Source organism: Paenibacillus harenae DSM 16969, assembly GCF_000422465.1.
Classification (GTDB): domain Bacteria; phylum Bacillota; class Bacilli; order Paenibacillales; family Paenibacillaceae; genus Pristimantibacillus; species Pristimantibacillus harenae.
Genome location: NZ_KE383844.1, coordinates 519203 through 531865, shown reverse-complemented (window position 1 = coordinate 531865; position 12663 = coordinate 519203). Strand labels below are relative to the sequence as shown.

The window sequence follows — 12663 nt, the reverse complement described above, 5'->3', positions numbered from 1 at the left end:
GGATGTTATCACGGTTGTGATAGACATCCCTTTCCTTGATTCCTAACTTTACTCATGGTTAACGTCATAGAGAACGCGGGCCAGCAGATCCTGGCTGTAGTTGCCGAAATGCTTGCCGAAGATCGTCAGCCCCCGTTTGTTAACGGATTTATCCGTGACGGCGATGCGGAAGGTCAATTCACTCTTGTAGTTTAGATCGATTTGGTCAATCGTCACATCCGAAATCCGGCATCCGTCAATAAAGCTGCCTTCATGGTTAACGCGTATCAGCTTCAGCATTCCGTATTGGTTCAGATGAGGAGGCCACCAATCGGGGTTGAAGGTTCCCCTGGCATCGCCGAAATCCCCGGGGCTTGTCCAGCAGCCGATTTCAATTCCGTTGATGTAGAAATAAATATCCGACGGGTAGTTGTCGCAGTAGCCCGGCGCCTCCGAGCCGATCTCCATGGAAAATTGAATTTCGCGGAAGGTTTGATTGGGCTTCAAGTAATTGGGGATCCGGTATTCCAGAAAGCCTTCGGCCAGCCAAATGATTTCCGAATCGATCCGCTGCGGGTCGGCGAAATATCTTGGATCGTCAAAATCTCCGATAATGCTGTCTTTAGTCGCCAATCCGCATGTCGGAGCGGCCTGGTAATTGCTGTAGTGGCCGATTTGCAGATCAACCTCGTATAGATTATCCGCCTCTTTTTTCCGTATGTCGATCATGAGCTTGTCTTTATTCAAATAACACAGCTTCTGGATGCCATGCTTGCCGACCGTTGTATTGATTGCGATCAAGCCGCTTTCTTCTAACTTCTTGATATGCATGGTTACGGCGCCGTTGCTTAAGTTCAGTTTATTCGCGAGGTCGTTCATATTCAGGGATTGGTTATCTGCGAGCAATTCAAGGATTTGAATCCTTATTTCAGAACTTAACGCTTTAAATATGCTAATTCCGCCCATCAAATCCTTGATGTAGATCATGTAACCAAACCCTCTCTTATCCCTATTTGATTTGTTTTATATAAATATGAATTAATAAACGAATTGTGGCGCTCTCTTTCAACATATTACTACATGGTTGCTTTGCTTGTACACACTGGAAGCGTATTACGTCGTAATTACGCGATTTTGGCCTGATTATTTTAGTTTAGGGTTTTGTTAACCAATTAATATTTTTATGTTTACATTCCACTTTTTGTATGCTAATTTATTGTTGAAAGCGAATTGGTTTAGTTAAATAAGAACTGATTTAGAAAAACGTGAAATAGGTGGTGAAAAATGAATGCGCTTTCGCGAGAGCGGAAACGAGAAATTTGGTTGATGGAATACCGGTACATATCAGCGCTTGGGATGGACGTGCATTTTATTGGTAAATAACAAGGAGGGCTACTTATGAAGAAAAAATGGCTTCTTTTATTTATGGTAACGGTATTCACGGTATGGATGACGGGTTGCGGGAACGGCGGCAATGCGGGCGGAGAGAAGACGGTGATTGACGGAGGGGCGGGCGAGAGCGCGATTTCGTTGGAATACTGGACGTTCGTCGAACTGCACGGACAGCATTTTGAAACGATGCTCAAGAAATGGAATGAAGCGAACCCTGAACGCCAAATCAAGCTGAATGTAACGGTGATGCCTTACGACGATATGCACAACAAGCTGCTGATTGCGGTGCAGACAGGCGAAGGGGCGCCTGATATCGCTGACGTAGAGCTTGGCAAATTCCCTAATTTCCTGGCGGGTACGCCGCAGCTGGAACCGTTGAATGATGCGGTTGATCCATTCAGAGATACGATCGTTCAATCCCGCTTGGATCTATACAGCAAGGACGGCACGAACTATGGCCTGCCGACCCACGTAGGCGCAACGGTCGCTTTCTACAACACGGAGATTTTGGAGGAAGCGGGCGTTAATTACAAAGATATCGTCACATGGGAGGATTATAAAAAAGCCGGGATCCAGGTGTACGAGAAAACGGGCAAATATATGGGAACGGCCGATACAAGCGCGACATGGCAGTCAGCCATGATGCTCGCTCAACAGGATTCGGACTTTACGAACGATGAAATCAAGCCTCAGGTGAACTCGGAGCAAATGATCAAAGGGCTTACGATTCTGAAGGATCTGCAGGCGAGCAATGTGCTGGCTACGATTGCCGGCGGACAGCCGGATACGGAGGAAGCCTACGGCGAGTTCAACTCCGGCAATTACGCGTCGGCCATGATGCCGTTATGGCATATGTCCCGTTACACGAACTACATGCCGGATCTGGAAGGGAAGATTGCCATTGCGCCGCTTCCCGTCATCAAGGAAGGCATGCCGAGATCGCTGGGCGGCGGCGGTACGGGAACCGTCGTAACGAAGACGGCCAAAGACATCCAATTGGCCAAGGATTTCCTCGCTTTCGCCAAGCTGTCGCTGGATGCCAACATCGAGATTTGGAATACGCTGGGCTTTGACCCGGTCAATACGGATGTATGGGAAATGAAAGACGTCACGCATAATCCGGACAATAAATTCGTGAAGTATTTCGCAAATAATCCATTCGACGTCCTGAATGAAATGAAGGATGAAATTCAATTGATCAAGTCAACCTCCGCTTCGCCTACGATTAACAATATTTTGTGCACGATTACGCTGAACGAGATTTTCGAGGACGGAAGAGACATCGCCGAAGCGTTGAACGCGGCGCAGGAGCAGATCGAGCAAGAGCTGAAATAATAAAGCTTTGTGGGAAGGGGACGGGCTGTCCTCATCAGGGCGGCCCTATTATGACAAAGGAGTATCGTGATGATAAAAAACTTCTTATACTCGCAAAAGGTCGCTCCTTATATTTTTGTTTTGCCGTTTATCGCCGTATTCGCTATCTTCTGGGCCTATCCGCTGGCAAGCTCGGTAGGAATGAGCTTTCAACATACGATGCTGGGCCAACCGTCCGAATGGATCGGATCGGATAACTACTCCAAGCTGATGAGTGACGGCGTCTTTCTTAAAGCGGTATCCAACAGCGTCGTTTATATGGTGCTGACGCTCGTCATTCTTATTCCGTTTCCGATGTTGTTTGCCGTGCTGATCAACAATAAGTTTATGTGGGGAAGAGAGTTTTTCAAATCGACGTTCTTTTTCCCGGCGCTCACTTCCATCGTCGTTGCGGGTACCGTCTTCCGGCTGATGTTCGGTGAAATGGAAGGGTCGCTTATTAACAGCTTCCTCGGCTTGTTCGGAGTTGAACCGATCAAGTTTCTGAAGGGGCAGGTCACCGGCTTTGTCGCTTTGCTTGCGCTGGCCAGTTGGAGGTGGATCGGCGTCAATATGCTGTATTTTCTCTCCGGCCTTAAGAGCATTCCGGAAGAATATTACGAGGCGGCATCCATTGACGGAGCTTCGTCATTTCAGAAGTTTACGAGAATTACAATGCCGTTATTGAAGCCTACGACCATCTATGTCATTACGATCAGCATATATGCGGGTCTGGCCATGTTTATTGAGAGCATGATGCTGTGGAACGGGAATAACTCGCCTAAAAATATCGGACTTACCATTGTCGGCTATCTATACCGGCAAGGCATTGAGAAGAATGACCTCGGCTATGCGGCGGCGGTGGGGATCGTGCTGCTGTTGATCGCCATGGCGATTAACATCACGCAGCTGATATTAACCGGAATGTTTAAGAAGGAGGACTGACATGAAAATAAGCATCGGTGCGAAAACACTCCTTTTTGTTTTTTTCTCCGTCGTCTGCGTTCTCATTCTCATTCCTTTCTATGCCATTACGATCGGATCGTTCAAGCCGGGCAAAGAGCTGGTCAGGTATGGGTTGAATTTGCAATTCGATTTGTCGGTTATGAGCTTCGATAATTTTGTCTTTTTGTTCACGGGCAGCCACTCCTACTTTACCTGGTTCTCCAATTCTCTATTTCTGACCATCGTGCAGGTAGCTTTAACGTTGATTGTCAGCGCGACCGTTGCTTACGGGTTCGCCGCTTATGAATTCAGAGGGAAGAACTTTCTCTTTATTTGCGTCCTGCTGATTATGATGGTGCCGTTTGAGATTTTATTGCTGCCGCTTTATACGTTGACCTTTCATTTAGGGATGATGAACAGCTATTCGGCCATCATTTTGCCCGGCATCGCGAATGCCGCGACAATTTTCTTCTTCAGGCAGTATTTAAGAGGCATCCCGAAAGAAATGATCGCGGCCGGCAGGGTCGACGGCGCTACGGAATACGGGATCTACATTCGGCTTATTCTGCCGGTCATGAAGCCGTCCTTTGCGGCGATGGCGATATTGAACGGGATGAACAGCTGGAATAATATATTGTGGCCGTTTATGGTCATCAGCAACGCCGGGAAGTACACGCTTCCGATCGGTTTGAAGACCTTGCTGACCCCTTACGGAAATAACTACGATTTGCTGATCGTCGGCTCCTTTTTCTCCATCTTGCCGATTCTGATCTTATTTCTGGCTTTCCAGAAATACTTTATTGACGGTATGACGGCTGGAGCCGTAAAAGGATAACAAGCATGAAGGAGCATCGTTGATGGACAAAAATAAACGTTATGCGAATCCCGTTGTCGAGCAGCGTGCCGACCCGTGGATCTATAAGCATACGGATGGCTATTATTACTTCACCGCCTCGGTACCGGAATATGACCGGATCGAGCTGAGAAGATCAACGACTTTAGCGGGGTTGAAGGAAGCGGAGCCTTCGGTCGTATGGCGGAAATACGAGACGGGGCCGCTGAGCGCCAATATTTGGGCGCCGGAGATTCATGAGATCGACGGCAAGTGGTATATCTATTTTGCAGCCGCCAGGACGACAGAGACAAAGGACGGGTTATTCGATCACCGGATGTACGCGCTTGAGAATGCTTCAGCCAATCCGCTCGAAGGAAAATGGGAGGAGAAGGGGCAGATTCGCACGCAATGGGATTCGTTTGCCCTGGATGCTACCGTATTCCGCCATCGCGGCGTGATTTATTATGTGTGGGCGCAGAAGGATCCGGATATTCCGGGCAATTCCAATCTGTATATCTCGGCCATGGAGAATCCGTGGACGCTGAAGGGCAAACAGGTCATGCTGGCGAAGCCGGAGTATGATTGGGAGGTCATCGGTTTTCTTGTCAATGAAGGCCCCGCCGTATTAAAGCGCAACGGTCGCTTATTCCTAAGCTACTCGGCAAGCGCAACCGATCATCACTATTGCATGGGATTGCTGACTGCCGACGAGGACGCTGATTTGCTTGAACCGAAATCCTGGTCGAAATCGCCGGCACCCGTCTTCCGGACGAACGAGGAGGCCAGCCTGTACGGCCCCGGCCATAACAGCTTTACGGTCTCCGAAGACGGAGAGGACGTATTGGTGTATCACGCCCGCGATTACAAAGACATTGAAGGCGATCCTCTGTACGATCCGAACCGTCATACGAGAGCGCAGGTGTTTGGCTGGAAGGATGACGGAACGCCGGATTTTGGTCTTCCGAAATAAACGGGTACGAGGCGTTAAGCAATTCCGGCTAATCGATTGCTCCGGACGAGACGCGTTTCGCTTTCCTTCTATTAGAAAAACACCGTCAGGCGAGCAGGGGCAGTCCCCGGTTGCGTGGCGGTGTTTGCTTTTTTTTCTATCCGCGTACCGAATAATTCACTTGGAACTGCGCGGCCTCCACCCATGCTCCCTGCGCAAAATCCCTTCCCCTGACGAGCACGCGGTCCTCGTAAACCTCGACGTAGTAGCCCTGGCTTCCGTCCTTATGCTCATCCCCGTCCGTCCATAGATAGCCGACCGATGCCGCATTGAACATAGCGGGCAGCCGGCCGTCGCCGTCGCGGAAATTATGAGCCGCATCCAGCTCCCAATGCGTATGGCCCGTGAAGAGAATGGCGTGGCGATGCTTCGACAGTACCGCTTTGAGCTCCGAATCCTGCGTCACGCCGAACCAATTTTGCGCTTCGAAGGAGCCGGCCACCGTGTCCTTCAGCGGCTGGTGCAGGAAGACGAACGCGGGACGCTCCGGCGAAGCCTCCTCGCCAAGCTTCGCATCGAGCCACTTCAACTGATCTTCCGACAAGTCGCAAAATAGCTCCAGTCCCTTCTCGGTTCCAAGGAAAATGAAATGGTAACCGTGGATCCAATGATCATGGTAAGGAGCGGTCATATCCGTTGCCGACAGGAACCGGCTTAGGCGATCCTGCCAGACGCCCAGACCGACATCGTGATTGCCCGTAGTGAAATATAGCTCCGGCAGGTCATCCTTATGATCGTTCCAGATCCGGCGCAGCTCCTCGTATTCTTCCGGGAAGCCGTGGTCCGTCACGTCTCCGGCATGCATGATGCCGCAGGAGCCCGTCTGATTGGCGATCATATCCTTGAGCGCGCGTTCGAAATTGCGGTTATGCGCATGCTCCGGATCGCTCGTAACATGCGTATCCGTTATGACCTGAAATGCGAGAAGAGGGGCTTCGGCTTGTTCTTCCTGGTTATCCGTCATCATATGGGTTACATACCTCCCGGTTTGCTGCTGAAATCCAAAATCGGATTAATGTCCTTTGTTGCTTATGTTCAAGCCGATGACCCCGACAACGATGACTCCGATCCATAGGATAGAGGTCAACGACAATCGTTCCTGAAAGATAAAAAATCCCGCCAGCGTAATCAGTACGATTCCGACGCCGGACCAAACGGCATAGACGGTACTGATTTCCATATAGCCAAGCGCAAAGTTCAGCAGGGTAAAGCTTGCTCCGTAGAAGAGGAACATCAACACGGATGGGATCCAATTGGTAAAGCTATTCGAGTATTTCATGGCCATGGTGCCGGACAACTCCAGCACGATGGCAAGGCTTAACAATAACCAGCCCGTGCCTGCGTCGCCTTTCATGCTCCGCTATCCCGCAGGGCGAGCTCCCGATAAGACGAGATGACCGCGTCAGCGTCGGGCAGGTGGTCCGCCCCGGTATCCTGCGGTCCGGTTATGCCGATGGCCGCCGCCGCTCCCGCCGACTTCGCCATTCTCATATCGCCGTTGGAATCCCCGATAACCGCCGCCCGAGAGCTTGGCACGGACAGCTTGCGGCAGGCCAGATCGACCATGTCGGGGTACGGCTTGCCACGCTCCACCAGATCGGTGCCGATGACGGCGGCGAAATAGTGCCGCAAGCCAAGCCACTGCAGATGCTTCTCGGCGGCGGCCGTCTCATCGGCCGTGACGACGGCGAGAGGGATGAAGGCCGCGCGGCATTGCTCCAGGAACGGAACAAGATCCGGCACGGCCCGAACCATGCGGGATTGTTCCAAATGCTCGTTGGCTTCCCGGCTGCATTGCCGGGCAAGCACGGTCGCTTCCGCCCAGGATAGCCCTGACCGGTAGCCCTGCCAGGTTAACAGCGTCAAAATTTCGCCGGCGGTCCCCATTGAGAAGGGGCCGTTGCGATCGTAATCGGCGATAGTGCCGCCTGGCGCGCGGTATAATCCCCATAGCGCCGTTACGTCCATGATTTGCGGCGTTAGCTCCCTTGCTTCAAGCTCCCGGGAGAAGAGGGCGAGCAGCAGCTCGCCCCAATATCCCCAAGTGTGCATAAAATCCATGAGCGTGCCGTCTTTATCGAATAAGACGGCTTCTACGGAAAAAACGTCGTTCTTTGCAATCAGTTGCGGCATGCGAAGAGCCTCCCGTTATTTGTTAAGCTTGTCGAGCTCGCGCTGCGCGGTTTCTTTCGCTTCCTTCAGCGCTTCTTCGGCGGATACGTTGCCGATTTGCACTTTGTCCGCCGCGATGCCGAGCGCGTCGTTGATTTTGCCGCCGGTCGGATCGAGGAAAGGCGATGACGCATGGGCAGCCTGCTTCAGCGGAATCGTGCTTTGCGGATTAGCTTCGCTGAACGCGACGAAATCGGGATGGTCGAGCGCGGATTCGCGGACGGCAATGTAGCCGGTATTCATCGACCAGAAGGCGGTATTCTCGGCGTTCATGAAGAAGCTGAGCCATTTGAGTGCGGCTTGCTGCTGCTCAGGGCTTGCTTTTGCCGGGATACCCGCCATAATGGCCGATGCGACGGGTTTGCCTTCGCCGATTCCTTCCCAGCCCGGCTGCTCCATGGCCGCCAATTGCGTGAAGTCCAGGTCGCCTTGATCGCCGCTGGAACCGGTATAGCCTGCGGCCTGTCCTTTCATGACATCGTCGATCGTTTTGTACCAATATTCCCAGCCTTGTCCGCCGGAATGAATGCGCATGATTTGATCGTCATGAATCCATTTGCGGAACAGCTCCCACGTCGAGATCCACTCCGGAGAATCGATCAGTACGGTTTGGCCGTCGTCGCTCAGTATGTTGCCGCCTTTGCTAAGTACGGCATCGATCATATTGTCTTTGCCCCACATCGGCTCCCATCCGTAAAAGGTAGTTTTGCCGTCGGCTGTCTCGGTCATCTTGGCCGCGGCTTCGGCAAGGGACTCCCAGGTTGTCAGATCCTCGGGCTTGATGTTGTGCTTCGCAAGAGCGTCCTTCCGGTAGTACATGACTTGAGTCGTACCGTACATGGGAAGGAAATACTGATCTCCGTCCACCTTGCCCTGCTCCAGAAACGTCTGGATAATATCTTCTTGCATGAAGTCTGATTGTCCTGCTATTAGCTCATTCAAGGGCGCATAATACCCTTTCCGCGCCCACTCCACGTTGGAGGATAACACGGCTGCGGGCACGTCGCCAGATGCGATAGCGGCTTGAAGCTTCTGCTCCGTCTCGGCATAATCCGCCTGAACGATAGGCTTAACGATGACTTCCTGCTGCGAAGCATTGAACTTGTCGATCAGCAGCTGCATGTTCTCGCCGAGCTTGCCGCCAAGGCCATACCAGAATTCAATCGTTACGGGCTCTGCGGCGGCAGGGGATCCGGATGGGGCGGCACCGGCATTTGCCGGGGGAGAAACTTCCGCGTTCCCGTTATTTCCTGCGTTCGAGCCGCATGCCGTCATGAACAGAATCGAAGTCAGCGCCATTCCGGAAAACATTTTTTTTACCTTTGACATATTGGTTTCACTCCACTCTTTATTTTTTCCTAACCTTTGCTTGCACCTGCGGACAGGTTGACGCTGCGGATGATCGTCTTCTGCGTGAAGACGAACAATACGATTAACGGCGCGATCGTCATGGCGCTGGCTGCCATAATAAGCGGCCATTTGAGCCCGTATGCACCTCCTTCGACGAAAAAGCTGCGAAGGCCGGCCGATACCAATTGAAGATTCGGGTCCTTCGTAATGAGCATAGGCCAGAAATAATTGTTGTACTGCTCAATAAAAGTAATGAGGGCGAGCACGGCAAAGGAGGAGCGCGTCAGCGGGATCAGAATCGTCCACAAAATGCGGAAATGCGACGCGCCGTCCATCTTGCCGGCCTCTACCAGCTCATGGGAAACCTGAAGAAAGGCCTGTCTGACCAAGAAGATAGAGAACACGCTGACACCGTTCGATAAAATAAGGCCGCCGTACGAATTAAGCAAATGCAGCTCGCCTAGAATGACATAGCTTGGCAAATAAGTGGCCGTGGCAGGAACCATATATCCGATCAGAATGGCGGAGGTGAAGAGCCCCTTCAAGCGGAATTTCATATGGGTCAAGGCGTAAGCCATCATTCCGGAATTGATGATCTGAATAACGACGATGGCTCCGGCTACGAACACGCTGTTCAGCAAATAGCGGGTAAACGGCGCCTCGGCCCATGCTTCCGCGAAATTGCCCCACAAGGGGGTCTGCGGCCAGAATGTCGGCGGGAATTGCCAGATCTCGTCATTTGTCTTCAATGCGCTGCTCGCCATCCAATAGAACGGGAAGGCCATGAGAATGGCTGCGGCGGCGAGCGTGACGTGACGCGCAAGGGTGCCTAGGTTTCTCCAGAGGTGCATACGATTTCTCCTTCCTGCCGGTTTAGGTATAATGAACGGTGCGCCGCCCCATAAAGAAGGAGAGCAGCGACAATAAGACGCAGCCAAAAATTAGCGTAATGGCGATAGAGGATGCTTCCCCGATCTGAAAAGAAGTGAATGCGGATTGATAATACAAATAGAGAAGCGTTCGCGTCGATCCGGCCGGACCGCCTTGCGTAAGCACGTTGATCTGATCGTAGGCTTGAAGCGCTTGAATCGTCTGGACGATAATTAAGAAAAATGTCGTCGGAGAAATGAGCGGCAGCGTCACATTAATGAATTTGCGCCATCGGTCCGCTCCATCAAGCTCCGCAGCCTCCAGCAGATCGGAGGGAACGTTATGAATGGCTACCAGATAGAAGATCATGCTCCAACCGGCGGATTTCCATATGGTGACGAGCAAGACGCCGACGAGCGCCCAGTTCGGATCCTCCAGCCAGCGGACGCCTTCGATGCCGACGGCTTGAAGCATGTTGTTGGCCAGTCCGACATCGGGCTCGTAGATCCATGACCATACGATGGACACGGCAACCGTAGGCGTCACCCATGGCGAGAACATGAGCGTCCGATAGACGGCGCCGCCTCTCAGCCTCTGGTTCAGCAGCAAGGCAAGCAGCAGGCCCGCGACGATAATGGGGATCACGCTGCCGAGACAGAACAGGACGGTGACGCGAAGCGAATCGTAGAAATCGGGATTTTCGAATAAATCCCGATAGTTCTGGAAGCCGACGAACAGCTTCTCGGGGCTCATGAAATCCCATTCCATGAAGCTGAGATAGATCACGTAAGCAAGCGGAAAGAACCAGAACAGAACGAGAGGGACCAAGGCCGGCAGCGTGAACAGCAGTGCTTTGAAATCATTGTACAATCGAGCCGATTTCATTTTTCCTCCTTTATAACCGTACGAATATTATTGAATATTTGATATAATACATCCTGTTATTGCATGATTATGATTCATCGTTCAAAAATTATTGTACGTTCATACCGGGATGGAAGGGTCAATTCTCTGTAAAAACCAGATGAATATTATGTAAAGCCGATCATAAGAGAAGGGGAGTAAAAAGGTGAAAAAAAAGACGTTAGGCAAAATGCAGGACCCTTCGTCACCTCGCGAGGAGCTTAGGGCGAGAGTGATCGACGCGATTGCGCAGACCATGGACCTTTACGGCGTTAACTATTCCTTCGGCCAGCTTTACGGCATTATGTTTTTCGAGGATAAACCGCTGACGCTGGAAGAAATGAAATCAAGCATGGGCATGAGCAAGAGCAATATGAGCTATGCGGTCCGTTCGCTCGTTGAATCCAAAATGGTGACCAAGCTGAAGGAGAAGGAGGAGCGGAAGGATCTTTACGTAGCGGAGACCGATTTCTTCAAAGCCTTCCAGTCTTTCTTCACGACAAAGCTGCAGCGGGAGATCGATGTGATGCGCGAGGCGATCGATGCCGTCATCCCGCCATTATCGGAGATGATATTGAAGCTCGAAACGTCGGAGGAGGAGCGCAAGCTGTGCCTGGAGGATCTGCATAAGCTCAAGCATGCGGTCGGCTATTATGAGTGGCTGCAGGATTTCGTTGCGGATTTGCAGAACGGGGCTTACTTCAAAGCGAGGCGGGATTCGGCGGAAGAGGGACGAAGAGACGCGGATTAAACATTTGCTAGAGTGTAAGAGAAAATAGCGTAGAAAAGGCCGGGTAAGGGAGTTTCTCCCTTACTCGACCTTTGGGTTAGGCTGGGCGAAGACGCAGCCGATCATTTCTGTACGTGAGCATCGGGAGCCTTGTCCGCCACAAGATTCAACCTGATGTTATGCTCCAGCAGCGCCTTTAGCCCGCAGAGTACGATCGTGTATCCTCCCATGGAGTCAATGGCTTGGCTGACGATCGCGTCCGTATCTCCGGAGAATCCTGAGTTTATAATCGTGACGAAGGTTTCGTTCTCCGTCCTGGGTGTAAAAATCCACTCGGTCACGGTGCCGTCCGACCATTCGATTCGAATCCGCTTGTTAGGCTCCAAAGCTGTGACGATTAATTCATCGGATACGCCGTACATTTCCCATTCCCACCGGATCTTCTTTCCTACTTCCAGCTTCCCGCTGCTCTTGGTGAACCAGAATTTAGTCGTGACCGCCGGATCGGCAAAAGCTTCAAATACCTGTGCGGCCGGTTTCCTGATAAGCATTTCTGCTTTCACGACCGGTGCTTGGTTCAAGGTTTCCATCCGGATTCCCCTTTCATTGTTCGCGTTTTCCTTCCACGCTGTTCAGCAGCGTTTTATACTGCTCATACCATACTTTCCACTCTGTCATACGGTCCTCCAGCTTCCTGCCGTCAAGCAAGACTTCAATGACGATCAGGCAGACATGCCAGCCCGCAAGATCCTTCGGTGTTTGATCCGTTATTGTGCTAATCTTCTCAATGAAAACCAGCCGGCATTGCTGCGCCTCCGGGTAGAGCTCGAAGCGGACACGGTCCTCGCCCCAAGTGTACTCCAGTGCGGAATAAGGCGTCAGATCAACGATTTCCATTTCCTCGAACGTACCGTCCTGCATGTCAAAGGCAATGATGCCGCCTGTGCGAAGGTCTCTTACCCGAAGCTCGGGAAACCATTCCGCAAGCCTGTCATTTTCGGTCAGCATTGCCCATACCTGTTCGGCGGTATGCTTGAAATGCCGCTCGTAACGAGCGATATATCCGGCCTCGACTTTTTCTATTTCTGCTAACATGATCGTAAGCCTCCTTTAATAGCCAACTAA

Annotated in this window: 14 protein-coding genes; 5 read left to right on the top strand and 9 right to left on the bottom strand. The window is 51.6% G+C overall.

Annotated elements, in window-relative coordinates; all coding sequences use genetic code 11:
* Positions 1-48: 48 nt before the first annotated feature.
* Complete coding sequence (locus tag H581_RS0126555) at positions 49-966, bottom strand: ArsR/SmtB family transcription factor (protein ID WP_028612648.1); 918 nt, start codon at positions 964-966, stop codon at positions 49-51.
* 411 nt (positions 967-1377) lie between these two features.
* On the opposite strand from H581_RS0126555, the gene H581_RS0126550 reads away from it, so the two are divergent.
* The 4 genes from H581_RS0126550 to H581_RS0126535 all read left to right on the top strand — a co-directional run bounded on the left by H581_RS0126550 (position 1378) and on the right by H581_RS0126535 (position 5474).
* Positions 1378-2706, top strand: coding sequence for an extracellular solute-binding protein (locus H581_RS0126550; RefSeq protein ID WP_028612647.1), 1329 nt, complete (start codon positions 1378-1380; stop codon positions 2704-2706).
* A 69-nt stretch (positions 2707-2775) separates the two neighbouring features.
* Positions 2776-3669, top strand: coding sequence for a carbohydrate ABC transporter permease (locus H581_RS0126545; protein ID WP_028612646.1), 894 nt, complete (start codon positions 2776-2778; stop codon positions 3667-3669).
* A 1-nt stretch (position 3670) separates the two neighbouring features.
* Positions 3671-4504, top strand: coding sequence for a carbohydrate ABC transporter permease (locus H581_RS0126540; RefSeq protein WP_028612644.1), 834 nt, complete (start codon positions 3671-3673; stop codon positions 4502-4504).
* A 22-nt stretch (positions 4505-4526) separates the two neighbouring features.
* Positions 4527-5474 (top strand): glycoside hydrolase family 43 protein, encoded by a 948-nt coding sequence (locus H581_RS0126535; RefSeq protein WP_028612643.1) that lies wholly within the window; start codon positions 4527-4529, stop codon positions 5472-5474.
* Between the two features lie 136 nt (positions 5475-5610).
* Here the strand turns inward: H581_RS0126535 and H581_RS0126530 are convergent, their stop codons facing one another.
* From H581_RS0126530 to H581_RS0126505, 6 genes are read right to left on the bottom strand one after another with little or no spacing between them, the layout of a single operon-like run.
* Positions 5611-6480 carry a metallophosphoesterase family protein gene (locus tag H581_RS0126530; RefSeq protein ID WP_036720107.1) on the bottom strand — a complete coding sequence of 290 codons (870 nt, stop codon included), beginning with the start codon at positions 6478-6480 and terminating at the stop codon, positions 5611-5613.
* A gap of 45 nt (positions 6481-6525) precedes the next feature.
* Positions 6526-6867 carry a DMT family transporter gene (locus H581_RS0126525; protein ID WP_028612641.1) on the bottom strand — a complete coding sequence of 114 codons (342 nt, stop codon included), beginning with the start codon at positions 6865-6867 and terminating at the stop codon, positions 6526-6528.
* Positions 6864-7646: an HAD family hydrolase gene (locus tag H581_RS0126520; protein ID WP_028612640.1), complete on the bottom strand. Its 783-nt coding sequence runs from the start codon at positions 7644-7646 to the stop codon at positions 6864-6866. The genes H581_RS0126525 and H581_RS0126520 overlap by 4 nt, the downstream gene beginning before the upstream one ends.
* A 15-nt stretch (positions 7647-7661) precedes the next feature.
* Entirely contained in the window at positions 7662-9014 is a 1353-nt protein-coding gene (locus tag H581_RS0126515; RefSeq protein WP_028612639.1) for an ABC transporter substrate-binding protein, read from the bottom strand.
* A 29-nt stretch (positions 9015-9043) separates the two neighbouring features.
* Positions 9044-9886: a carbohydrate ABC transporter permease gene (locus H581_RS0126510; RefSeq protein ID WP_028612638.1), complete on the bottom strand. Its 843-nt coding sequence runs from the start codon at positions 9884-9886 to the stop codon at positions 9044-9046.
* A 22-nt stretch (positions 9887-9908) separates the two neighbouring features.
* Positions 9909-10790 (bottom strand): carbohydrate ABC transporter permease, encoded by an 882-nt coding sequence (locus H581_RS0126505; protein ID WP_028612637.1) that lies wholly within the window; start codon positions 10788-10790, stop codon positions 9909-9911.
* A gap of 208 nt (positions 10791-10998) precedes the next feature.
* Between H581_RS0126505 and H581_RS0126500 the strand changes: the two genes are divergently transcribed.
* Positions 10999-11559, top strand: a complete 561-nt coding sequence (locus tag H581_RS0126500) for a GbsR/MarR family transcriptional regulator (protein ID WP_036720316.1) — start codon at positions 10999-11001, stop codon at positions 11557-11559.
* A gap of 101 nt (positions 11560-11660) precedes the next feature.
* Here H581_RS0126500 and H581_RS0126495 read toward each other — a convergent pair whose 3' ends face one another.
* Complete coding sequence (locus tag H581_RS0126495; protein ID WP_028612635.1) at positions 11661-12128, bottom strand: SRPBCC family protein; 468 nt, start codon at positions 12126-12128, stop codon at positions 11661-11663.
* A gap of 13 nt (positions 12129-12141) precedes the next feature.
* A complete protein-coding gene (locus tag H581_RS0126490; RefSeq protein WP_036720104.1) occupies positions 12142-12633 on the bottom strand; it encodes an SRPBCC family protein in 492 nt (163 codons plus the stop codon).
* Positions 12634-12663 lie beyond the last annotated feature (30 nt).

Bases quoted from the DNA above. Each gene is read 5' to 3' on its own strand.
- H581_RS0126555 (WP_028612648.1), bottom strand. From the start codon at position 966: ATGATCTACATCAAGGATTTGATGGGCGGAATTAGCATATTTAAAGCG.
- H581_RS0126550 (WP_028612647.1), top strand. From the start codon at position 1,378: ATGAAGAAAAAATGGCTTCTTTTATTTATGGTAACGGTATTCACGGTA.
- H581_RS0126545 (WP_028612646.1), top strand. From the start codon at position 2,776: ATGATAAAAAACTTCTTATACTCGCAAAAGGTCGCTCCTTATATTTTT.
- H581_RS0126540 (WP_028612644.1), top strand. From the start codon at position 3,671: ATGAAAATAAGCATCGGTGCGAAAACACTCCTTTTTGTTTTTTTCTCC.
- H581_RS0126535 (WP_028612643.1), top strand. From the start codon at position 4,527: ATGGACAAAAATAAACGTTATGCGAATCCCGTTGTCGAGCAGCGTGCC.
- H581_RS0126530 (WP_036720107.1), bottom strand. From the start codon at position 6,480: ATGATGACGGATAACCAGGAAGAACAAGCCGAAGCCCCTCTTCTCGCA.
- H581_RS0126525 (WP_028612641.1), bottom strand. From the start codon at position 6,867: ATGAAAGGCGACGCAGGCACGGGCTGGTTATTGTTAAGCCTTGCCATC.
- H581_RS0126520 (WP_028612640.1), bottom strand. From the start codon at position 7,646: ATGCCGCAACTGATTGCAAAGAACGACGTTTTTTCCGTAGAAGCCGTC.
- H581_RS0126515 (WP_028612639.1), bottom strand. From the start codon at position 9,014: ATGTCAAAGGTAAAAAAAATGTTTTCCGGAATGGCGCTGACTTCGATT.
- H581_RS0126510 (WP_028612638.1), bottom strand. From the start codon at position 9,886: ATGCACCTCTGGAGAAACCTAGGCACCCTTGCGCGTCACGTCACGCTC.
- H581_RS0126505 (WP_028612637.1), bottom strand. From the start codon at position 10,790: ATGAAATCGGCTCGATTGTACAATGATTTCAAAGCACTGCTGTTCACG.
- H581_RS0126500 (WP_036720316.1), top strand. From the start codon at position 10,999: ATGCAGGACCCTTCGTCACCTCGCGAGGAGCTTAGGGCGAGAGTGATC.
- H581_RS0126495 (WP_028612635.1), bottom strand. From the start codon at position 12,128: ATGGAAACCTTGAACCAAGCACCGGTCGTGAAAGCAGAAATGCTTATC.
- H581_RS0126490 (WP_036720104.1), bottom strand. From the start codon at position 12,633: ATGTTAGCAGAAATAGAAAAAGTCGAGGCCGGATATATCGCTCGTTAC.